Source organism: Cyclobacterium xiamenense (assembly GCF_009467825.1).
Classification (GTDB): Bacteria; Bacteroidota; Bacteroidia; order Cytophagales; family Cyclobacteriaceae; genus Cyclobacterium; species Cyclobacterium xiamenense.
This window is the reverse complement of sequence record NZ_WIOK01000004.1, coordinates 91,769-115,016: the sequence shown is the minus strand read 5'-3', so window position 1 is coordinate 115,016 and position 23,248 is coordinate 91,769. Positions and strand designations below refer to the sequence as shown.

Annotated in this window: 13 protein-coding genes and 1 pseudogene; 6 read left to right on the top strand and 8 right to left on the bottom strand. The window is 46.8% G+C overall.

All coding sequences use genetic code 11. The annotated features are described in order from the left end of the window. Window position 1: 1 nt before the first annotated feature. Entirely contained in the window at window positions 2–1,498 is a 1,497-nt protein-coding gene (locus GCU44_RS04325) for a sulfatase (RefSeq protein ID WP_154854285.1), read from the bottom strand. Between the two features lie 568 nt (window positions 1,499–2,066). Between GCU44_RS04325 and GCU44_RS04320 the strand changes: the two genes are divergently transcribed. From GCU44_RS04320 to GCU44_RS04310, 3 genes are all read left to right on the top strand, one after another. After that, complete coding sequence (locus tag GCU44_RS04320; RefSeq protein WP_154854282.1) at window positions 2,067–3,068, top strand: hypothetical protein; 1,002 nt, start codon at window positions 2,067–2,069, stop codon at window positions 3,066–3,068. Between the two features lie 86 nt (window positions 3,069–3,154). Then, window positions 3,155–4,849 carry an ATP-binding protein gene (locus tag GCU44_RS04315; protein ID WP_154854279.1) on the top strand — a complete coding sequence of 565 codons (1,695 nt, stop codon included), beginning with the start codon at window positions 3,155–3,157 and terminating at the stop codon, window positions 4,847–4,849. A gap of 214 nt (window positions 4,850–5,063) precedes the next feature. Further along, on the top strand, window positions 5,064–7,475 hold the full coding sequence (locus GCU44_RS04310) for a TonB-dependent receptor domain-containing protein (RefSeq protein WP_154854277.1): 2,412 nt from the start codon (window positions 5,064–5,066) through the stop codon (window positions 7,473–7,475). 273 nt (window positions 7,476–7,748) lie between these two features. Here GCU44_RS04310 and GCU44_RS04305 read toward each other — a convergent pair whose 3' ends face one another. Together GCU44_RS04305 and GCU44_RS23255 are read right to left on the bottom strand one after the other, a co-directional pair. Then, the gene (locus GCU44_RS04305) at window positions 7,749–8,627 is read right to left on the bottom strand and encodes an SDR family NAD(P)-dependent oxidoreductase (protein WP_154854275.1); all 879 of its coding nucleotides are present in this window, start codon (window positions 8,625–8,627) and stop codon (window positions 7,749–7,751) included. 28 nt (window positions 8,628–8,655) lie between these two features. After that, window positions 8,656–8,796 (bottom strand): annotated as a pseudogene (locus GCU44_RS23255) (BBE domain-containing protein); the annotation flags it as partial. 1,037 nt (window positions 8,797–9,833) lie between these two features. Between GCU44_RS23255 and GCU44_RS04295 the strand changes: the two are divergent. Continuing rightward, complete coding sequence (locus tag GCU44_RS04295) at window positions 9,834–11,225, top strand: FAD-binding oxidoreductase (RefSeq protein WP_154854272.1); 1,392 nt, start codon at window positions 9,834–9,836, stop codon at window positions 11,223–11,225. Further along, complete coding sequence (locus GCU44_RS04290) at window positions 11,212–12,318, top strand: SMP-30/gluconolactonase/LRE family protein (protein WP_154854269.1); 1,107 nt, start codon at window positions 11,212–11,214, stop codon at window positions 12,316–12,318. Before GCU44_RS04295 ends, GCU44_RS04290 begins: the two co-directional genes overlap by 14 nt. 167 nt (window positions 12,319–12,485) lie before the next feature. Here GCU44_RS04290 and GCU44_RS04285 read toward each other — a convergent pair whose 3' ends face one another. The 5 genes from GCU44_RS04285 to GCU44_RS04265 all read right to left on the bottom strand — a co-directional run bounded on the left by GCU44_RS04285 (window position 12,486) and on the right by GCU44_RS04265 (window position 19,459). Then, complete coding sequence (locus GCU44_RS04285; RefSeq protein WP_206670805.1) at window positions 12,486–13,226, bottom strand: alkyl sulfatase dimerization domain-containing protein; 741 nt, start codon at window positions 13,224–13,226, stop codon at window positions 12,486–12,488. Between the two features lie 107 nt (window positions 13,227–13,333). Further along, window positions 13,334–13,645 (bottom strand): MBL fold metallo-hydrolase, encoded by a 312-nt coding sequence (locus GCU44_RS04280; RefSeq protein ID WP_154854263.1) that lies wholly within the window; start codon window positions 13,643–13,645, stop codon window positions 13,334–13,336. Window positions 13,646–13,921: 276 nt separating this feature from the next. Then, window positions 13,922–14,248: an EthD family reductase gene (locus tag GCU44_RS04275; protein WP_206670804.1), complete on the bottom strand. Its 327-nt coding sequence runs from the start codon at window positions 14,246–14,248 to the stop codon at window positions 13,922–13,924. After that, on the bottom strand, window positions 14,229–18,401 hold the full coding sequence (locus GCU44_RS04270) for a hybrid sensor histidine kinase/response regulator transcription factor (RefSeq protein WP_161993891.1): 4,173 nt from the start codon (window positions 18,399–18,401) through the stop codon (window positions 14,229–14,231). The genes GCU44_RS04275 and GCU44_RS04270 overlap by 20 nt, the downstream gene beginning before the upstream one ends. A gap of 386 nt (window positions 18,402–18,787) precedes the next feature. Next, on the bottom strand, window positions 18,788–19,459 hold the full coding sequence (locus GCU44_RS04265) for a DUF2306 domain-containing protein (RefSeq protein ID WP_154854257.1): 672 nt from the start codon (window positions 19,457–19,459) through the stop codon (window positions 18,788–18,790). 1,108 nt (window positions 19,460–20,567) lie between these two features. Between GCU44_RS04265 and GCU44_RS04260 the strand changes: the two genes are divergently transcribed. Then, a complete protein-coding gene (locus GCU44_RS04260) occupies window positions 20,568–22,985 on the top strand; it encodes a TonB-dependent receptor domain-containing protein (RefSeq protein ID WP_154854254.1) in 2,418 nt (805 codons plus the stop codon). The last annotated feature ends 263 nt before the right edge of the window (window positions 22,986–23,248 follow it).

Genomic DNA, 23,248 nt, shown 5'->3' with positions numbered 1-23,248 from the left:
GTCAATTATCCCTGTTTGCGTACAACCCAGTATTGCCCTTTTCTAACTGAGGCAATAGCGCTGCGACGATTTCCGGAAATTCCCCGGCAATGTTTACCGTTTCCATGGGGTCGTTCTGGTGATCAAAAAGCTCTAGCGTGGGTTCTGCCTCCCGGAAATACCGGGTGAGCCGGTACCGATCGGTGCGCATGGAAATGCCATTTCTGAAATAACTAAAAGCCATTGCCGCTCGTTGAGCGTCCCTTCCGCTTTTCATCAAGGGCACCAGCGACTGCCCGTCCAATGGGAAATCGGTGGGAATACCCGTCAGTTCCATCAAGGTAGGATACAGGTCGATACTGCTAACGGGCAGTTCATTTCCTATTTTTCGGGCTGCCATTCCTGGAACCTTGATCATCAGCGGACTGCGCACCGCCATTTCAAAGGTGGTATGTTTCCCCCAGACCCGGTGATCTCCCAAATGCCAGCCATGGTCTCCCCAAACCACGATGATGGTATTGTCTGCCAGGCCTTCTTCTTCCAGTGCTTCCAGTACCTTGCCCACCAGGGCATCGCTGTAGCTGACGGCCGCATAGTAAGCATGCCGGAGTTTCCTGGCATATTCGTCGGAAAGCTTCCGGTCCAGTCCGGCTTTCTCCTCTCCCAACTGGTACTGATTGAATTCACCACTACCCTGAAGGCTGCTGGGATGAACGTTTTCGGGTAAATCCGGAAAGGGAGACAGTGGAATATCCGCACGGTCATAGAGATCCCAGTATTTTTTGGGTGCCGTAAAGGGCAGATGGGGCTTAAATAAACCCAATCCCATAAAAAAGGGCTGGCCTTTCGTCGAAAGTTCTTTCAGTTTTTTGACAGCCAGCTGGGTAGAAAGTCCGTCCGGATAGCCCAGGTCATCCACATCTCCTGCTTCGTAGGGTTTGACCTGCTTGTTTTTCCCCTGCCGGTTGGAGCCGTCTGCGTAGCCAAAAAAGGCATTCCAACCCGTTCCCCATTTGCCGGCATCGAACAGCATCTCGTCCCAGCTATGGGGCATTTCCATTTTGGCTCCCTCGGGGCTTTCTTCGTAGCCATACCACAAGCCATCCACGGAATGGCTGATTTTTCCTATCCCGACCGTGTAATAGCCGTTTCTTTTGAGATGATGGACAAAACTTTCCGGTCGTTCTTTTTCCGGCTCGTTGGATAGAAACTGCTCTATGGCAGAATTCTGCAGATGATTGGTGGTCTGCGGCAGCATGCCGGTCAAAATGCTACACCGGGAGGCACCACAGGTGGGTACCTGCACGTAATGGTTGAGAAAAACGGATCCGCCATTACCGATGGCATCCAGATTTGGGGTCTGAATGATGTCATTGCCATACACCCCCAGTTCGGGTCGTAGGTCATCAATGGCAATAAACAAAATATTGTAGGGTTTTTCTTCGGCTGCCGGTTCGGAGCAGGAAAAAAAAACGGTAAAACACAGGATGGAAAAGATACAAGCGTAGTTTTTGGTCATTGGGTAACTCGTTAATTCGGAAATACAGGTGAAGCACTGGCTTAAATATAGGGGGAAATCGGTAAAATTAAAACAAAGCCCGGTTGATCCTCAAAAAGCTACCCTTCCATTTCGCCCGCTTTTCCTTTTGGTAGCTGCCGATACGAACCTACACGAAAAACCTACCGTTTTTGGGTGATCGATACCAGTCATCCTCAAAATGGAACATATGGACAACTTCCTGGAACATCCGTGCTAACAGGAGGTATCGTTGATTTACTAATTTGGTAGTGTTTAAATAGCAATCCAGCAACCGGGAAAAAGTAGAAAAAATTAACAGCCAATTATATACGGAAGTATAGCCGTATAATAAATTATTCGTATATTATTTTCCAAATAACCCATCGTTAATTTTCTATTTTTGATGCATTTCACTTTTACATACGGTAGACTTACACAAAAGAGAATCTGTCGGGAGGCTATTGGTTTCGCTCCTGTCCATTTTCATAGGAGCATAGCTGTGCATCCGCTGCCGCTCATCTGCCTGTTGTGCTTTTTTCTCTATTCCCATACGAGTGAAGCAACACCGATGGATTCAACCAGTGTGATCCTTTTCGAAGTTGACACCAATCCGATTATCCTCAATCAGAACTGGAAATTTCATCCGGGAGACGATCCCTCCTGGGCACATCCTGATTTTGACGACAGCGATTGGTCGCCTATTGACCCCACTACCGACATCCATTACCTGACAGATTTGAGACAGGCCGAGATTGGTTGGTTTAGGCTGCATGTAGCGGTCGATTCCGCATGGTTGAACACGCCGTTGTCCATGGCCATTTTTCAAAGAGGGGCATCGGAACTATTTCTCAATGGAAAGTTGGTACATACGTTGGGACAGGTCAGCAAGGATTCCAAAAAGGAACTCATTTATAATCCAAATTTTGTCCCCTTCAGCTTTCAATTTGAAGATAAGCCCCATCAGGTTTTGGCAGTGCGCTTTTCATTTACAAAACGAAATCCCTACATGAATTTCCTCGGACTATGGGGAGGCAATCCAACCTTGGTTATTGAGCTGGATCAAATGGATAAGGCCGTGAAACGGTTGGTATCCAAACGGGCATTTGTAACTTCCAGATTGGTTGGCAAAGCCACTTTTTTGCTCTTCCTTGCCTTGCTTCATTTATTCTTTTTCATCACCTTCCCCGTCAATAAAACCAATCTCTTCTACAGCCTGTTTACGTCAAGTCTGGCACTGGGGTATTTTTTGGAACATGTTTTCCGCTTTATGCCCAGGGAAGGAGATTCCTATTTTGTGATTGGATTGATCAGTTGCTTGTTTTTTAGCACATTCATCATATGGGGACTACTTGCCGTGTATTCATTTGCCAGAGAGAAGCTCGATCGATTGTTTTGGTTTGCCACCGTTTCCGCTTTGCTATTTATTCCCTCTTGGAAATGGCCTTATGAAGCAGCAAATTATTATTGGCCGTATTACCTTACGATGGGCCCTTTAGTGGCCGCTCTGGTTAGCTGGAGAGCAGTACGGAAAAATAGTAAAGGTGCCTGGGTAATTTTTTTGGTTGGCTAGGGAGTTTTGTGTTCTGGTCATTATTTTGCTTGTTCCATGGCAACGTATTACCAGGGTTTCCCTATGATACAGCCATCACATTGGATTTGGCCGTATTTTCTGCAGCCGTTTCCTTTTCTGCATTGTTAGCGGTCGAATATGCCCAAACCAAGCGGTCCCTACAAACAAGCCTGTTGGATATGGAGGTAAAACGGCTGGAAACCGAAAAAATGCGCGACCTGGACAAAACCAAATCGGACTTTTTTGCCAATATTTCCCACGAATTCCGAACCCCCCTTACCCTGATCTCCGGCACGGTGGACCGCCTCGAGGACGAACAAAAATCTCCTTCAATCCTGCAGGAAAGCCATCGCCTGATAAAAAGAAACGCCGATCGACTGCTCCAATTGGTCAACCAGTTGCTCGACCTTTCCAAACTGGAAGCTGGCAAATTAACCCTGGAAAAGGAACCCGGAGAAATCGTCGGCTTTGCCAAAAGACTGGCCGGCACCTTTTCCTCCCAGTTTGAGAGCAAGCAAATCGCTTTTTCCGGCAGTTATCCCAAAGGCCCGATCTACCTAAATTTTGATCCCGATAAATTGGAGAAGGTGCTTTCCAACCTCCTGATCAATGCCTACAAATTCACCCCAACTTCCGGAACCGTCAGGTTTGACGTTTCCTGCCCGGCCCAAACCGAAGCAGACGTCCGGCTACAATTCAAAATCGCCGACAACGGCATCGGAATCCCCGCCGAAAGGTTGCCCTATATCTTTGACCGCTTTTTCCAGGGAGAGGCTTCGGCCACTCGCAGCTACGAAGGTACCGGGATTGGCCTGGCACTGGTCCGGGAACTCACCGAGCTTCAGGGAGGAACCATCCAGGTGGAAAGCAGCCCCGATTCGGGAACCTGCTTCACCGTTGAGTTGACCCTGGAGCGGGCCGAACCCGGAGCGATTCCCGGGCTGAAGCAATCGGAGGGCGCACTGGATACCGCCTGGATACCGCAAGCACCAAAGCCAGCCGGGAAACGCTCCCTCAACCACCTGGCGATCAGGACTACCGTGCTAATCGTCGAAGACAATCCGGAACTCCGGCATTTTCTCGCACAAAGCCTGCAAAACCAGTACCGGATCCTGGAAGCCGATAATGGACAAGAGGGCTTTACGATCGCCGCTACAAGCGTACCGGACTTGATTATTTCCGATGTGATGATGCCCGTAATGGACGGCATTAACCTAAGTGAAAAGGTGAAAAACGACGAGCGGACCAGCCACATCCCCTTTGTCCTCCTTACCGCCCGCGCCGATTCGGAAAGCAAAATCGGCGGACTGGATACGGGTGCAGATGCCTACCTGACCAAACCTTTCGATATGAAAGAGCTTCGGGTACGGATACACCACCTTATCGAAGGCAGGAAAAAACTCCGGGAACGGTTCAGCCGTTCGCTTGATCTGAAAACCTCCGAGATCGCCGTAACTTCCACCGATGAGAAATTCCTGAAAAAAGCCATGGCGATCCTAGAAGACAATATTGCGAATACGGATTTTGACGTTGTATTTTTTAGCCGGGAAATTGGCATGAGCCGGACCAACCTGCACCGAAAGCTCAAGGCATTGACCGACCATTCGGCTACCGAGTTTATCCGGGCAGTTCGGCTGAAACGGGCCCAGCACCTGCTGGAACAAAAATCGGGAAATATTACCGAGGTGGCCTATGCGGTCGGGTTTAACAGCTTATCGTATTTCAATAAGTGCTTCAAGAAACAGTTTGGAAAAACACCGTCAGAATACCTGGTGCATTAAATACGGGATAGTAACCGACGTACCCCAGCCGCTGAGAATTTTTACGTAACAAGGTACGCCGACCCTTGACAACCCACATACTAACAGTTTGCCCCAATTGTACAACTTGTTGACACATCTGTACTAACTCCTGCCTGATCAAAATCCGTACTTTTCATTTTTAGTTTCCACTTGCTTTCAACATAAAGCACAGAACCTGTAAACGATCTTGACCATGAGATACCTTATCCTGCTGTACGTGTTGCCTGGAATGCCTGTCATCCTTTCCGCGCAAAGCCAACTTACCGGCACCGTAACCGAAGCAAATGGCAGCCCCCTACCCTACGCGAACGTACGAATATTAGCCGTAAAAGACTCCTCTTTGGTAGCGGGGTCAGTCTCTGAAGTCGACGGTAGTTTTCGTTTTGACCGGGTTGCCGCCGACGACTACCTGCTCTCAATAACGTCCGTGGGGTTTCGCGCATACCTGCACAAGATCCGGGTACCTCGGGACGAAGGGCTCATCGTACCCCCTGTTGTACTTATGGAAGGTGAGGACGAACTGGCCGAAGTAGTCGTGGCTGCCCAAAAGCCCCTGTATGAAAAACAGATGGACCGGATGGTGGTAAACGTGCAGGAAAGCATCACCGCGGCGGGAAGTTCCGTCTTGGAGGTGCTGTCCCGATCTCCAGGGGTGATGGTCAATCAGCAACAAAGCAGCATCGCGCTAAACGGCCGGGAGGGCGTGATGGTCATGATTAACAATACCCTGAGCAGAATTCCCATGGCATCCCTTATGCAAATGCTGCAGGGAATGAGCGCTGCCAATGTGGAGAAAATAGAACTGATATCCCAGCCACCCTCCAACCTGGATGCGGAAGGGGCCGGTGGCATCATACACATCGTTACCAAAGAAAGCACCGACTTCGGAACCAACGGTACCTTCGGCTTGAGTGCCGGAGCAAAAAGAGCTGAAGTCTATGGTGCAAATTTAAGCCTCGCCCATAGGGGAAAATCCTTTTCTATTTTTGCCGAATACGCCTATTTGCATACCCACAATGTACTTCTGTGGCAAAACGCCTTTCGTTCCGAGTCGCTGAGCGGGCTGTTGAAATCCTTTCAAAGCGATACAGATCGGGCCATACTCTCGCAATCCCATCAGTTCCGAGTGGGTATCCAAAAAACCTTTGACAAAAAATCCGAAATCGGTGCCTATATCAATTTGACACAAAATAACAACAGCATGAGAGGAGAGGGTGGGACAATCCTTCAGGTTGGCGATTCACTCGTTCGAACGGACATTTTGTACCATGAATCTAGAGATATATCAAATCAAAGTTCCCACATTCATTATTCTTTTAAGCCGTGGGCCAAACATACATTCAGAATAGATTACGACTGGGTGACCCTTCAGCTGGACAATCTTTCCACCTATGACAATGCCGCTTATTTCGCCGAACAAAGCGAAGCCATCCAGTTTGATTTGGAGAGTTATGCACCAATGAACTTTCATATCGCTGCCTTAGACTACCAGTTTCAACCTGCCGAAGGCATCAACCTCAAAGCAGGCGCAAAAAGATCCTGGATGGACTTTGATAACTCCATACAGTCTACTTACGATGAAAATGGTGTCGGGGAACTCGGTTCCATCCTGGCCGGTTCGGCTCATGTGCAGGAAATCGTCTCAGCAGCCTATATCGGTGGCGATTGGAAAGCAGGAAACAAGCTAGACTTTAAAGTAGGATTACGATATGAACACACGCTCACGGACATTGAAAATGGCAATGTAAAAGGGGATATTAATAGAAATTACGCAAATTTATTTCCCTCTCTCCTGATACAGAAAAACCTAAATGAAAATACAGCTATGGCTTTGGGCTACTACCGAAGAATCACCCGCCCCTCCTTGGGAGACCTGGTACCTGTCGTATTGCTTATCAATCAAAACACGCAATTTGACGGCAATGCCGCATTGTTGCCATCAATTATTGACACATATAAACTGGAGCTAACCTACAAACGGGCATCCGTAGCACTCGAACACAGTTATACGGAAAATGAAATTGCTCCTTTTCAACCCAGTTATGACCCAAAAAACGAACTGGTTACGTATAGTCCCCAAAACCTTCGGTATCTTCAATCCACCGGACTGCTTTTTTCGGCTCCCTGGATTATTGCTGCCAACTGGGATTTACAGTCTTCACTTCGGCTGAATTGGAGAAGTTTTGAAACAGCGCACTTACCCCTGAATCAACGGGATGCCGTTTTCGATCTTAATTTGAACCTGAGCAATACCTTTATGCTTGGTAATGGGTATACGGCGGAGGTAGGGGGAAATTTTCAATCCAGAAGAAACTGGGGCCTGTTGATTTTTCGGCCCGTAGGATCCCTGAATCTGGGGGTCCAAAAAAAACTTGTCGGGGACAAAGGAACCATTCGGCTGGCAATCACGGATTTACTCAACACCAATAATCTTTTGAATGGTGTGGTATTTCGGGAACCGCCCCTCCATATGCAGAACGATTATTATTTGAGAAACAGGACCTTTATGCTAAACTATTCGCGTCCATTTGGAAATAAAACGTTGAAATCTGTAAAAATAGAATCCGCTTCCGAAGAAGATCGGAAACGGATGGATGTCAAGTAGCGGTGGGAAACAAGAATTGATCTTTTGGTCGCACCATATGGAACAAATCAACTGATCGAACAGCTTACTACGGGGAATTATTAATAGTTAAGTTTAACACAACACCAAATACAGAGTTGGGAAACCTCAACGTTCTTAAACCTTTGGGGTCTTTGAGAACCCGGAGGTTTTTTCGTGAACACTCTGGTATAGAATACGGGGTTGGGAAAACCCCAAAGGTCTGCATGCTGATTAACCCTTGAGGTTTTGGAAACCTCAAGGGTCTGAGTTGGTTTACTTTTCCTTTTCCAGTTTCTCGGGCCGGCAATTCATGCCGAACGTAGCTTCTACGGCATCGTACCAATCGGTATCCTCCTGCGCGTTCCAATCCACCCATTGCTCGTCAGTCATTGAAGCACGCCAGTCCAAAAAAGGTGCAGCTGTGGGTCCTGCGGTATGCCTTAATTTCCATGTGCCACTCTCTGCTATTTCAAGGATTTGGTCTGCGACAATAGACGCTGGTGTTGGAGTCTTGAGTATTTCGGAAAAAAAACTCCCCATTCGACGAACTTGCGGATAAAAAGAAGAACTCTTTTGGGTGATACTAATTGGCATTTCGGTATTAATTACTCCCGGCTCAACGACGGATACTCGGATATTATAGGGCTTTACTTCTTGTGCCAACGTCTCGGTCAGGGCTTCAAGTGCAAATTTACTGGCGCTATAGGCTCCCAACGGGGTACAAGCAATTTTACCAGATATAGAACTTATATTGATTATACAGCCACTATTTTTTTTCCGCATGGATGTCAAAACAGCCTTAATACACCTGACCACCCCAAAATAATTGGTGTTCATGACGGCTTGAAAGTCTGCCATGGGCATTTCCTCTACTGAGCCATGACGCTCGATGCCCGCATTGTTCACCAGTACATCAATGGGCCCATGATCGGATGTAATTGCCTGTATGCACTGTGCGACGGATTCATCCGAATCTACATCCAGTTGGTAGATGGAAATTGGCAAGGATTCCTGTTTGCTGTTGCGCATAAGTTCGGTTGCATTTTCCAGGTTTCGCATGGTAGCAAAAACCTGGTGGCCAGCACGGCCAAAAGCAAGGGCGGTTTCCATTCCGATCCCTCTGTTTGTTCCGGTTACTAATACTTTTTTCATACGATATTTTGTTTAGGTGTAGATGGGTTTATCTGGTAATCTCTGTCTGGAAAGGAAAACAACCCTCTGGCCAGGGAGCGATGGTGTTATTGCACCGAAAGCAGTTTTTGGGATCGAATTCTTGTTTTAGCTGCTTTAACCGTTCACAATTATCTCCGTATGCCGCCCGTACACGATCCGCTCCATCGGTTTTCGATCAAGCATGCCATTCCAACTAGCTCTTGCTGTATCGTAGTGCTCTGAATGGGGGAATACAACAGATCCGGAAACCGAACGAACGAGTTCATCCCAGACCTCAATCGGTAGTCTTTGTTGGAAAACTTCCATGTACGCGTGAATGAAGTATACAATTGATTTAAACTGACTGGCTATCTATTCCTACAAAGGTATCGTGTATCGACTCATCCATGTAGTACATATGTTTCTATTTGTAAGCTATTTGTTTCATAAAGCGTTGATACAGAAGATTAACCGCCTGCTGCGGTAACCGGTAGTAACCCACGAAACGTAGGACAGAGGGGTGGGCAGGAAAAAACGGGATCCATTCCCCTTTTCAACTTTTCGCCGTAACCTGGCAGTAGCATTCGGAACATGCAAGCTGCTGGTAGCACGAATGTCGGAACTACCAAAAAAAACCGGTGGCCAATGACCCCGGTTTTTTTTGGTAAATAATCCAATTCAATCTGATGTTTTTCTTTTTTTCCCAAATCTCAAGGCACCAGCGGATTCCCGTTTCCGGGTATCGGATGCGTTCACCCCTCCCGGATTTTTTGTCCGCCCCGGCTGAAACAGACCTAGCTGTGCGCTAACCCGGGTGCGCCGCAGATCCAGCCAGGAATTGGTCTGGTTCCTCCCCCATGCAAACATGTAGCCTGGTGAAAAACCACCGGATACGCCTGCGTTGGCTGAATCGTTGACTGAAATCAGCCGTCCCGTAATTGAGGTAAATCTAGACCGTATTTTATTCATCCGGTAGAACAACTATTCCAATAATCGGTACTTAGGTTGCAATTTTCAGTAACGGAAAAGATCGGGGCCTACTGCTATAACTTTTGGAACATCTACACCGGTTTTTGGAACATATGGCCTACTCCTTTTTTGCTCTTTTTCTTAGGTTTACTTCGCCCCTTCAACGGCGTGAATACCCTGTACCAGCCGATTGCTTCGGGACGGTAACAAACACAATTCAACCAAACCCCCATTTTTATGAAAACCAACGATCTGATCTCAACCGACAAAAAGGCTCCGGAAATTGATTCAGCAGCCTTCCAATCCTCGTTACGGGGAGCGCTACTACTTCCCGATCTGGAAGGCTACAACCAGTCCCGGACCATCTGGAACGCAATGATCGACAAGTATCCGGCTATGGTGGTCAAGTGCGCCGGGGTCTCGGATGTGATCGCTGCAGTGAATTTTGCCCGGGAAAACCAATTGGTGTTGGCGATAAAAGCGGGCGGACACAGTTTTGCCGGAAGATCGACCTGTGATGGCGGACTTTTGATCGACCTGTCCGCCATGAAAGGGGTGCGTGTAGATCCGGTAAAGCAAACCGCAAGGGCGGAAGCCGGTGCGTTATTGGCGGATCTTGACCATGAAACACAGGCTTTTGGTCTTGCCGTCACGGCCGGAGTGGTGTCACACACAGGCATTGCGGGATTGACACTGGGGGGAGGACAAGGGTACCTGATGAATAAATTCGGGCTGACCATAGACAACCTGCTTTCGGTAGACATGGTCCTGGCAGACGGGAGCTTTGTCAAAGCCTCAGAGACGGAAAACAAGGACCTGTTTTGGGCCATTCGCGGAGGAGGGGGAAATTTCGGTGTGGTTACCTCCTTTGAATACAAGCTACACAAGGTGGGGCCGGAGGTACTGGCTGGCATGATCCTCTATCCCCTGGCTCAGGCAAGGGAGCTTCTGCAATTTTACCGGGAGTACTCCATGAATACACCATACGACATGAGCGTTATCGCCGGGATCTTTACACTACCCGATGGGACGAAGGTTTTTGGGTTCGTGGTCTGCTGGACAGGAGATTTCGATGAAGGAAATCGGCAGTTGGAACCGCTAAGGGCCTTTAGGCCACCCATGGCCGACCTGATCGCTCCAGGTCCTTACGTACAGCTTCAAAAAAGTTTGGATGCAGCCGTTCCCCATGGCTTGCAACGGTACAACAAAATGGGCTATCTCCCGGAAATAAGTGACGAGTTGATCGACATTGTTGTGAAGCATACCGAAGAAATCAGTCCCTATTCCATGGTTCTATTCAACGTGATGAAAGGCGCAGTGACCCGGGTGGATCCGGAAGAAACGCCCTTCCCCTACCGGGACCAGCAATGGTATTTCGACATTACCCCACAGTGGGCGGATCCGCAAGAGGCCGATTCGCTGATTGCCTGGGCAAAAGCTTTCTGGGCCGAAGTGGAGCCCCATACACGGGGCACCGCGGTAAACTGGCTCTCGCCAGACGATGGCCTGGACCGGGTCAAGGTGGCGTACGGGCCAAATTATTCCCGATTGGCCAAACTAAAGCACCGGTACGACCCCGACAATTTCTTTCACCTAAACAATAACATTCTGCCGAATGCGAACGGTTAATGTGGGTGGGAATGCCTCCCAACAGGCAGAAAATACGAAGAGAAGGCCACAATCGCTAGCGGGGGCAATAGGTGTGATCTGTGGGCTATTGATGGCCGCAAGTAGTACGCTGAACTCGGTATCCTACGGACAAAGCAGCCTATCCGCCGCCGACATCATTGATCCGCGTGCGACGGTTAGAGCAGTGTTTTCCGGTGGAGAAGGCGTATTGCTAGAAGGGCCGGCTATGTCACCGGAAGGTATCTTATATTTTACGGACATTACCGCTACCGATGTTGAAGGAATGAAAGCGGGAATCATCTGGACTTATAATCCCCAAACCGGCGAGGCAAAGGTATTTCGGTCTCCTAGTGGGATGGCCAACGGATTGGTATTTGATAGCGAAGGAAACCTAATCGCTTGTGAAGGCGCAGATTTCGGGGGACGAAGGGTGGTAAAAACAGACATGAAAACTGGTAAGAGCACCCTATTGGCCGCACTTTTTAATGGAAAGCAGTTTAACGCACCAAATGACCTGGTAATTGACAGCAAGGGCCGAATCTACTTTACTGATCCCCGCTATTTCGGTAGGGAATCAATCGATCAGCCCGTGGATGGAATCTACCGAATAGATCCCGATAAATCGGTCCATCTCGTCGGTGCAAATGCCGGTAAACCTAACGGTATCGCCATTTCCCCTGACCAGAAAAAAATATACTTGGTTAATCTCGGAAGAACCGGAATCTCGGGTTCGCTGCCAAGAGGCTTCGACGGTCCACAGCCGGCGATAAAAGGTTCCCTGCTGGAATATTCACTACTTCCCGATGGGACAGTAGCGTACCAGGGCGTATTGATTGATTTTGAAAAAGGAGGTCCTGATGGAATGACCGTTGATTCGGACGGCAATCTGTACCTGGCGCTTCTGAACGGCAGTATTGCTGTCTATTCGCCAAAAGGTGAGAAGCTCACAGAAATAAGAATCCCAGAAAATGTACCGTCCAACCTATGCTTCGGAACCGGCCAATGGAGCAACACACTCTTTATAACTGCCAGAAAAACACTTTACCAGGTAGCAACGAAAAAACAGGGATTTCGTAACGAATTGACAGATTAAGTTGCCATTCGTGCTTTCGTGATTCAAACGCATCAACGGTACGCTACATGCTGGCTTTAACCTTAAATACAGGATATTGACCTTATCGGAATACGCCAGATGGGAAGCTTGCGATTGCAGCCTCCCATCACCTTCCTTCAAAAAGGTACGCGAGGGTATACTCGCAATCACTTTGATTTTTCATTCAGCTCTTGAGCTTGCGTAAGGTAATAATTTCGGCCATTGGAGCTGGTTTGGTTTTCTCCCAATACCGTTAAAGCCTTTGCCTTCAGTTTCATTGCCTCCTTGTCGTTCTCGTCCGGCGCCATTAAGTGATCGGTTAGTTCGGCAACCCATTGGGGATCTCCCTCATGAAGAGCAGTTGTTGCCATTTTTCGTATGACATCGACTCCCCCAGCCAGCTTTACCATCCGTAGTGCGCGTTCTTTGGAGGACAGCGGATACAGGTTTGTGGCATTTCCATCAAACCATCCTATCAGACCGGAATAAACGGAACGGACGGACCACGGAACTGTTCCATAAAATTCTTGTAGCACTGGATCATTTGCCAGATGTTCAGGTAGTTTCACCTGTTGAGAAAGTTCTGTGGGACTCATTCCGGCATTAATACCTTTTACAGTTTCATCGTAGACGAAGCGTATCGCATCCCGGTAATGTGTAATGGTCTTATTTACTTCTTCGGCACCAATTACAGGCTTCGTATGGCTAGGAACTAAGTATTCAATCTCACCTTCGCTAAGCATTTTGTCGAGACTTTGGGCCCATAGTCGGATATCCCGGTAACTCGATCCGCGTATTGTATAAAGATTTGGAAAAGTCTTTAAATAATTATCCCCAGGCAATAATACCTTCTTACCTGGCAGCCACACATACAATTGATCATCTGTTTCACCGGGTGCGTATTGCAACACAACCGGAATGCCCGCTATTTCTACTTCCAGCCGGTCAGCGAACGTGTGCGAGGGCGATACGAAGCCACTTCGATCAATTGTTATCTTTGGCCCGATACCAGCGTTTAGGAATATGTCAGATGGAAGTGCAAGGCCAAATTGCCGGACAGCGCGAACCGTAAGGATTTGGAGGATATCGCTCCTGACCTGACTCCATTGAACCGCTCGTGTGCATAAATCTTTGGATTATCATCCTTGGCAAATGCGGTTGCCCCACCTGTATGATCACCATGACTATGTGTGTAAATAATGGCTTTTATGGGTTTATTGGTGATTTCTGTAAATGCCGCCTTGACTTCCTCAGCAGCCGCCGGACTACCGGTTACATCTACGATGATAACACCATCCGGGCCTTCTATCATAGTACTATTGGCCAAGGCGAAACCAATAGCAACGTACACACCATCGGTGACTTTTATGATTTGTTTATCAAACTCTCTACCATGCGCCGAAAGCTTTTCAGCTGCTGATTACGCAAATAAACGGCCGGGTATTACCAAAGATTGAAGAATTGAAATAACTATTACAGAAAGGATTGTGCCTATTTTCATGCTATGTAGCTTTAAAAATCAACGATTGCCAACTTAATGAACACCGATGGATAGGCGTTAACTGACTGAATAAAACATATGGTAAAGATGCCATAGCGTTTTTCACATCACCACCTCAGCAATTTGTACCACAGGCTGGACATTAGTAAAGTTGGGGATATCGCCAACCATCTGTTCGAGGTTTGCATTCACTGACACGTGTAGATCCGCCATTGAATCAAAGAATAAATGGCCGCATACGATGTAGGGGGCCGGGGTATCAGGGGGGGGCAATCCTGCCAGCCCCTTCTCCACTTCAACGCCTTTACAATGATCTCCCAACAAGCTTCTTACTAAGGGAAGATGGTGATCACAGTAGTAATCCATATTGAAGGTTGCGTCATCTACGTTCGGATACAATACGCTGAGTTTAATCATTCCTTTTTTCATGCTTTTGATGATTGTCGGTTACAAGTTGAGTTTCTGAAAACTGTTGTATATACTCGGTGGGTGTCGCCCCATAGTGTTTTTTAAAGATTCTTGTAAAATAGCTTAGACTATTGAACCCGACACTGTACGCCACTTCGCTGATATTTCCAGAACGGCATTTAAAATGCATAACGGCCTTTTTAAGCCTAAAAGACTGGATAAACTCGGTGGGATATTGGTTAATGATGGCTTTTAATTTACGGTAGAGGTTGGTTCGGCTCATGCCTATTACCTTACATAACTTTTCCAAATCGAAAGCCGGATCCGTGTGATGCTCCTCCATAATATCGAAAAGCCTTTGCATAAATTTTTCCTCCACAGAGGTTGCTGTGATTTCTATGGGGTTTAAAGAGAATCCATTTTGGAACTTTTCTCTTAATTTTCTTCTGGATTCGAGAAGATTTTTTATCCTCGCCGAGAGTTCTTCGATTTTAAATGGTTTGGTCAGGTAATCATCTGCTCCCATATCAAGCCCTTCGAGCCTGCTTTCCGTATCTGCCCTTGCCGTTAGTAGAATTATCGGAATATGGCTGGTAAGGTCGTCGCTCTTTAGTTTTTCACATAACCGAATCCCATCCATTTCAGGCATCATCAAATCTGTGATGATCAGGTCAGGCAACGAAGCCAAGGCTTTCTGTACTCCTAAGTGACCATTTTCCGCTTCCAAAATAGAATAGGCACCCTGAAGTTGTCCGCGCATAAAATTCCTTAGATCTACATTATCTTCCACCACCAATAGCTTCGGTCTACCAGCGTCAGTTGGTAAGTTTATGCCTTCGGTAGTTAGCTCCCCAGTGGCCTTTTCTTCTACCGCCGGGGAGAAAATGTGATGATGCCCCGCGGAAATCAGGTCAACCGCAAGCGGATCTACACGCTTTAGGGGGATTTCCACAAAAAATACAGACCCTCTTCCAACAGTGCTTTGTACAGAAACTTGGCCGTCCATCAGTTCGGTAAGCTCCTTCACCAGAGAAAGCCCAATACCGGTACCCTCGTAGCTTCTGGTATTGGTAGATTCTTCTTGATAAAACCGTTCGAAAATATGATCTAACTTGTCCGACGGAATACCAATTCCGGTATCCTTTACCGCTACACTTAACCTGAGCCGATCTACACCTTCCGTCCTTACCTCGGCCGAGAAGCTTACTTCTCCTCCGCTAGCGGTAAATTTGTAGGCATTCGATAAAAGGTTCGAAAAAATCATTTCAAGCTTGTGCGCATCAAAAGAAGCAATGATTTCCTCTTCAGGCAGGTCCGTGTAGAAATAGATGTCCCGACTTTCAAAGAGTGAAATAAAGGAACCGGTCACTGTCTCCAAAAAAGAGGTGATACTACCCGGTTTGCATGCTACTTTAAGTTTTCCTGACTCAAGCTTGGAAAGGTCTAGCAGTTTACGAATCAACTGAAGAAGCTTAGAAGCATTCCTTTCAATGAGTTCAACGTCCTCCGCCCATCTTCCTTCTTTCTTTTTCAGCGACTCCGCCGTTCCAGATATTAAGGTCAGCGGAGTCCGAAACTCATGGGAAATATTTGCAAAAAATGCCGATTTCGCCCGATCCAACTCGTGCATTTTTTCGGCTTCGAGTCGTTGAAACCTCAGGTCGGAATTAATCCGTTCCCAATAGATAATGCTTCTTCTCATCCAATATAAGGCTAAAATTGCCACTAGCAGAAAAAGCAGATAAGCCCACCAAGTGCTCCACCAGGGTGGTAGTATGGTAAGGTTCAAATTGATTCCCGGATCGCTCCAGACACCATCATAGTTGGAGGATTTTACCTTGAAAACATAGTTGCCTGGACTCAAATTTGTATAGCTAACAAATCGTCGATCTTCCGAGTAAATCCAGTCCTGATCGAAATTTTCTAAGAAATACGCATACTTGTTGTTTTGGGCATTTACAAAACTCAACGCCGCAAATTCCAGCGAAATGAAGTTTTGGTCGTGGGGCAGGACGATATCCATGGATTCATTCCATTCCGGCACAGCCGTATCGAATACAGAGAACCGGGTTAGCACTACGGGAGCGGGATTAGGGGCAGGCGCAATTTGCTCAGGATGAAAGTAAACTACCCCATCACTGCCCCCGAAATACAAGGTGCCGTCCTTTCCTTTGGTGCTGGACCCTGCATTGAAATATCCCGTCGTAAAGTGATGCTTCAACGATCCATATCCCAAGTCAAAACGTTGCACTTCCTTTGTTTCAGGATCAAAACGGCATATGCCTTTGTTCGTACTCATCCAGAACTTCCCTTGTTCGTCTATTTCGATGCGGTTAATGGTATTACTAGGGAGCCCATCCTTTGTTGTAAAAGGGGTAAAAGTCCCTGTTTGCGGATCATATTGACATATTCCTCCTCCACTCGTAGCAAACCACAAAAAGCCGTGCTTATCTTCTACGATATGTCTGATCGAATGACTGCTCAAACTGGTCGGATCTTTGGGGTTAGCAGTAAAATGTTGAAACCTGCCTTCTCTTTCTCTGTCCATTTTGTTCAGCGCGTTAGCGCCGGTTCCGATCCATAACTCCTCCCTGCTGTCTTCAAAAATCGCGTAACACCAAAAATCACTGATTCCCTCCGGATTAGAGGTATCGTGTAAAAAATGATCCCAGGTATCCGTCTCCTCTGAAAATCGTTTTAAACCATTTTGAGTGATTAGCCAAATGGTACCACGTTTATCTTCAAAAATAGCCACCACGTCCCTATCTCCTCCGGAATCCCTTGCGGCTTGAATATCATAGTGCGTAACACTTGAGGAGGCGCTATCGACTTTACTTACACCTCCCACGTTGAGAAGAAAATTATTACCCCCGTAGCCTATCCAAAAGTTACCCTTACTGTCTTCCAAAACGGAACTAACCAAGTCATTAAAAAGGCTTTTCGGGTTATCTGGCTCGTGGTTGAAATGAGTGAAGGTTCCGTTTTTCCGATCATATTTATTCAAGCCTCCGCCCTCGGTTCCAATCCACAAGGTTTCATTCGTGTCTTCATAAATCGACCGCACCAGGTTACTGCTCAACGAATTGGGATTATCCGGTAGATGTTGAATCAGGTAAAATTCCCGTGGTTGCAGATTGGATAAGCTTATACCCCCATTCACTGTACCAACCCATAGGTTACCCATCTTGTCCAGTAGGACAGCATGGATGTCGTCACTGCCTATCGAGTGTACATTATTGGGTTCTGAATGGTAGCGCGTAAAAACAGTTCTTTCTGAATTTAGCCTATTCAGCCCTTTAGTGGTTCCAATCCACAGATTTCCCCATTGATCTTCGGTGATGGCCTTCGAATTTAGGATATCGGTACTCAACGAATTCGAATCGTATGGATCATGCCGGTAATGAATAAATTCTTTGGTCTTTCGGTCCAAACTATCCAGTCCACCGATGTATCCAATCCACAATGTTCCTCGATGATCTTCAAACACAGCCATTACATCGTCACTGGCGATACTTTCCGCTACTTCCGGATCGTGCTTCCAGTGAATAAAGGATGTAGGATCATCGCAAGGGATTTTGAATAACCCTTTAGAGGTCCCCACCCAAATATTCCCGGACCTGTCCCGTGTAACGCTGTTAATGATCAGCTTCGATGAACTCAAGGGAATGTGAATAGCCGTTTTTTTATCCGGTTCTAGTTTAAACAACCCATAGATGGTGCCTACCCATATGTTTCCATGTACGTCCTCTTGGATAGAACTTATCGTTGGTACGTCTTCATAGGCCCCATTTTCTTCGACTACAAGGGGATACCGGGTGAATTTTTCGGTTTGAGGATCAAAATAACACAAGCCCTCCCCAGCGGTACCCACCCAAATCAAGCCCTTATTGTCCTCATATAAAGCCATGGTAAGGTTCTGGGAAATCGTTGTGGAATCCTGGTAATCGTGCTTGTATTCCTTGAACTGATAGCCATCGAAACGGTTCAGGCCATCGTAGGTTCCGATCCAAAGGAATCCTCGTCTATCCTGAATCATGCATAAAACGCTGTTGTGGCTCAACCCTTCCTGAATTGAAAAACGCTGGAATATCGGGTCATTATCTTGCGGCATCACCGCCTGACTCTTGGTGGATACCGCGAATAACAAAAGCGAAACAAGCATTACTTTCCTCATGCAACAAACAGGTTTTTTAGCCATCTTTTCGGCACGATTACGATCCAACACCGGCCCTTTTCTGGCGATTGATTTCACTTCGCTCCAGTTGGCTTTTTCACCCTTTAAGCTACTTATATTTACCGGCGGTTGCTAATACATATGTTTCAAAGATTAAAACAATCGTTCCATTCAAAATTATTAAAATAGTGGTTAATCTTATTTAAGGCACCTATCAATAGGTATTCCGTTAAATAAATCCCTGAAACTAGTTAGGGGAGAAAGCGGTAGGCAAGGTATTGCATTGAATAAAACTAATAACTCCGCTAAAGAAAATTTCGCACCCTGCCCTTCGCCAAACCCCTGATTGGTTTTTATGGAGGAGCTTGAAAGAGAGATAGCTTGTACTAAAGTTTTGCCATTCCTTCGGTTTCAAGGGTGTTGCCTTTTTGGCGTTTATGTTGGCCTCTTAGCTGAAAAAAATAATCCACCAACATTAACTGAGGTACCCAACATAACCAAGCCATAACGGTTGAATCCTGCCCACTAAAGCCATGCTGGATCATCCAATCAGCCCCAATCCGATACGTTACGAATCCAAAAGTAACCACATAGTTGCGAACCATCCACTCCTTATGCTTTTCCACCAGACCGTTCCGTATATAACTATACGCGACAATAGCTGTAGTAAGCCACGCCAAAGCAAGCCCCATTGTTCCTGTACCAAAAACAACTTGATTGAGGAAGAATGTCCGATAGGTTCCCATTAAAAGGCCTAAAATACCGCTTAAGAGGACTGCTACCAAGTAGATTTTGCCGACCCTGCGATGGGCTTTTAGGTAGCGTTTCTTCAGTCCGCCCGAAAATTGCAAAGGTCCTATTACAAGAGCTATGAAACCAGTTCCAATATGTGCCAAAAGAATAACGGGATTTATTACTGTATTGGAATTGTTCTGAAAATAAGCCAACCCCCTTATACCGTGGTACAAGGCCATGTAGGCCAAATAAATCAATAAGAGCAAAAAGGCCATTTGAAGCGGCTTTCGAAATACGTTAGTCTTTAGCGATAGCGAATCCATCTTAGTGAGGTTTAAAGTGACTGTTCGTTTTTTTCTTTCAATCTAAACTGTCTTGCAAAGAGATCTAATGCAACTCCTTCGAATGCAGGTAGTCCGTTGTCAAACCAAATAACTCCTGCCGCCTGCGTCAGAAGCTCCGTGCCTCGGCTAGCGAAACAGGACTTCGCGTAAACGATGAGCAGAAACTGTAATGATTTTAGATAATCTAACTTATTTCTAACTCAGGTTAAAGCGGCCTTTCAACAGGGTAAGGATTACCAGTAGCTGTCTCCATGTTGGTAGTCGCCTAACACATCATCGGGATTACTTTCTCAAAATTAGGGCAAAAAAGACTGTCTTGGTTAATACATTTGTTTCAAAAACTTGGACTTCTGTTACTTCGTATCGGTATTTTCCGACTAATATATTCGGTGAAAAAACCTCAAATAGAAAGTCAAAACGGCTCCAGACTCCCAACGTCAGCAGACTGAGGGGTAGAACAGGTAAAGAACCCATGATTCTGGCACCTCCCATATAGGATCTGATACCAGTGACTTTGACCCGAAAACTAAAAACGGACCCTTTAAATTTTCAGTGGAAGACATCTACTGGTCAAGCAGATTGTCCTTCCGAAACAGCAATCCTCTAATCGGTTTTTAATCCAAGCCGCCCGTTGTGCAGACGACAGTCGACGCATCTGGTTCGATTCACCTGGTCCACAAATTTTGGCTGTTCCAGTAGTAAATGGGTATCGAGAGCTACCGAATCGGAAGAAGATCGAAAAAAGATTGCTTGAAACGCAGGAGTTTCTTTATCGACTTACAACCGGATAGGTATAGCCAGGAAACATCTGTACCGCTTTTTGGAACATTTGACGCAATCCCTTTCCTCGGTATTCCCTAGGTTTGTCTCGTGCACAGGATGCCCATTGGCACTCCAAAACTACAAAATGTCCGGTGACCTCACCTTTCCTGACCGATCAAAAGTCCGCCAGGATGAAGGCCAGCGCTGTCCTTTATAAAGGATCCATACGTACAAAAATTGGCGTAGAAATAAGTTATCCTGAAGGAATTGAGGCAACTGACCGAATACCCGGACGGACTTTCCGAATCTTTTAAATCAATAAGGCATGAAAACGGTAATCGGTTTAATTCTTTGTTCCTCGCTACTTACACCGGGATTTTCGCAGGGAGTCATTCAGGGAGACGTGCGGGATTCCAGGGACAATGAACTCGCATTTGCAAGTGTATTGCTCCGGAATGAAACGGATTCTGCCCTGATTAAGGGAGCTATTTCCGATGAATCGGGACACTTTGTTTTTTCGGACATACCTAAAGGGGATTACTTCGTGGAAGTGTCCCAGCTTGGCTTCGAAAAAAGCTATTCTCCCGGCTTTCACTTCCCGGGAACCGGGAAAAATGAGCTACCTGCTATCATGGTAACAGAAGAACAACAGCAGCTGGATGAGGTGACCGTGACGGCCACCCGCCCACTGTTTGAGCTGGAACAGGGAAAAATGATCGTTAATGTGGCCACTAGCATTACCGCCGCCGGATTATCCATTCTGGAGATGCTGGATAGGTCTCCCGGCGTATCCGTGGACCGGCAAAACAATTTGCTTTCCGTCCTGGGCAAAAACGGCGTCGTTATCCTGATGAATGGACAACGATTCCGAATGCCCGTAGAGGCCGCCTACCAGATGCTGGCAGGTCTCAACGCAAGAGACGTTGAAAAAATCGAGATCATCACCGTCCCTCCTGCCAGGTACGACGCGGACGGTGATGCTGGGTTTATCAACATCGTCATGAAAACAAACAATGGTACGATTGGCACCAACGGTTCCCTGACCACGGGTCAGGGCTATGGCTCCGGCTACAATGGAAGTATGAGTTTCACCCTGAACCACCAAGGGCCAAAATTCAGCTGGTTTGGGCTATTGTCTGCTTCCCATGCCGATCAGGTCCCCTTCGCAACCCGATATAGAGGAAACAATAACGGTTTTGAGGATCTGGGAATCCAAATAGACAGCGATAACTTCCACCGCAGGAAAACATTCAACTATCAGGCTGGATTTGATTACGTGATGGGAAGCAAAACCATCCTTAGCGGACTTATTAGTGGCTACGAGAACCGTAGACATAATAGCGCATCCACACGTACCGCATCCACCTATTCCATCTCCCCGGATTCGCTGGCTGTCATGTCCCTGGATGAAGTTGACAACTGGAGCCATGTAATGGGCAATATCCACCTACAGCATACGCTAAGCAGGGATCAGGTCTTTGGTTTTAATTTGGATTACCTGTGGTATACGAATTCCTTCCCTACCAGAAATCAAATCGACTTTTACGATGAGTCAAGTAATTTCATCGAATCGGAGGAAGTCAGAATAGCCAAAGATACGCCCATAGCGCTTTGGGTGGGAGATGCAACCCATTCCATCAAATTAGGGGAGTCGGTTGCGCTTGAATCCGGTATTCGGGCTACCTTTTCACAGCTTGAAAATACCGTCGTATTCGATAAAAAAGTGGGAACGGAATGGGTGTTCAATCCTACGTTTAGCAGCGATGGCGTCCTGCAGGAAGATATCCTGGCCGCTTTTTCCTCGGCCAGCATCGTATTGGATGAAAACACGACGATGGGTGCCGGATTACGCTACGAACATACGTCCAGCAACCTAACTACTGCCTCGGGAGAAGAACTCGTTAAAAGAGACTATGGAAATTTCTTTCCCACCCTGTTTTTTTCCCGAAAAATTAATTCCAATCACCGGGTTCATGCCTCCTATGGGCGCCGGATTACCCGTCCTTCCTTTAACGAGATGGCACCATTTGCACTACTTTTAGACCCCTATACCTTTTTAGCAGGAAATGAAACCATAAAGCCTACCTATACCACTACGATTAAGGCTGACTATTCCTTCAAGAGCCTACTTCTATCGGTGCAACACAGTCTGGACAGAGACGTCATCGCACGTTTTCAACCCACCCTGGATGCGGAGACCAATATCCTATTCCTGAAGTCGGAAAATGTTGACCGAGCGCAGACGGTTGCCCTGACGCTCGCCTTCCCAATGGAGTTTACTTCCTGGTGGGAGACCCAAAGTAATCTTACCGCGAATTACCAGAAAATCAATTCTGTGCTGAATGGAGAGGTATATGAGGTGGACCAACGAGGGATTCAGCTGGTGCTGACCAACACCTTTACGCTTCCCAATAACTACACGGTGGAGCTTTTGGGGAATTACCGCTCTCCGACCATACAGGGCTATTTAAATTCGCTATCGAGAGGCTTTATCAACCTCGGTATTCAAAAGGACTTTGAAAAAGCCGGAGTCCTACGGATCGCCTGCAACGACCTACTCGAAACCAACCAATTCCGATTACGCTCATTTGAAGATGCCAGGATTGATTTTTACGGTAGGGTTAGGTTTGACAATCGGGTGTTTATGGCCAGCTATACCTACAAATTTGGCAACAGCAAAATCAAAGGAACCAGAAAGAGAAAAGTAGGCTCGCAGGAGGAACAGAAACGGGTAACAAACTGACACGGTCCAGAACCGGTAAGCAGCTGGAATAAGGTGCATTGGAATGGATCCGCCAGGTTCCTCCTGAGATAACCAAACTCCCCACTACACCTTATAAGAGAATTCGGTACAGGTTTTGCTCCCAGAAAACGTTTACTGAAATGAACTAGTAACGGATCTCTTTCCGAAGAGCCCTTATTTTTGTGGTAGGTTTCAACGTGGAAACCTTCCAACATGAATACGGCATCTGACCAAGCAAACCTGACAAGCAGTCCAGACAGCCT

What these genes read in the sequence shown, in the direction of transcription:
- GCU44_RS04325 (WP_154854285.1), bottom strand. Translation starts at nt 1,498, where the DNA reads ATGACCAAAAACTACGCTTGTATCTTTTCCATCCTGTGTTTTACCGTT.
- GCU44_RS04320 (WP_154854282.1), top strand. Translation starts at nt 2,067, where the DNA reads ATGGATTCAACCAGTGTGATCCTTTTCGAAGTTGACACCAATCCGATT.
- GCU44_RS04310 (WP_154854277.1), top strand. Translation starts at nt 5,064, where the DNA reads ATGAGATACCTTATCCTGCTGTACGTGTTGCCTGGAATGCCTGTCATC.
- GCU44_RS04305 (WP_154854275.1), bottom strand. Translation starts at nt 8,627, where the DNA reads ATGAAAAAAGTATTAGTAACCGGAACAAACAGAGGGATCGGAATGGAA.
- GCU44_RS04295 (WP_154854272.1), top strand. Translation starts at nt 9,834, where the DNA reads ATGAAAACCAACGATCTGATCTCAACCGACAAAAAGGCTCCGGAAATT.
- GCU44_RS04290 (WP_154854269.1), top strand. Translation starts at nt 11,212, where the DNA reads ATGCGAACGGTTAATGTGGGTGGGAATGCCTCCCAACAGGCAGAAAAT.
- GCU44_RS04275 (WP_206670804.1), bottom strand. Translation starts at nt 14,248, where the DNA reads ATGAAAAAAGGAATGATTAAACTCAGCGTATTGTATCCGAACGTAGAT.
- GCU44_RS04270 (WP_161993891.1), bottom strand. Translation starts at nt 18,401, where the DNA reads ATGAGGAAAGTAATGCTTGTTTCGCTTTTGTTATTCGCGGTATCCACC.
- GCU44_RS04265 (WP_154854257.1), bottom strand. Translation starts at nt 19,459, where the DNA reads ATGGATTCGCTATCGCTAAAGACTAACGTATTTCGAAAGCCGCTTCAA.
- GCU44_RS04260 (WP_154854254.1), top strand. Translation starts at nt 20,568, where the DNA reads ATGAAAACGGTAATCGGTTTAATTCTTTGTTCCTCGCTACTTACACCG.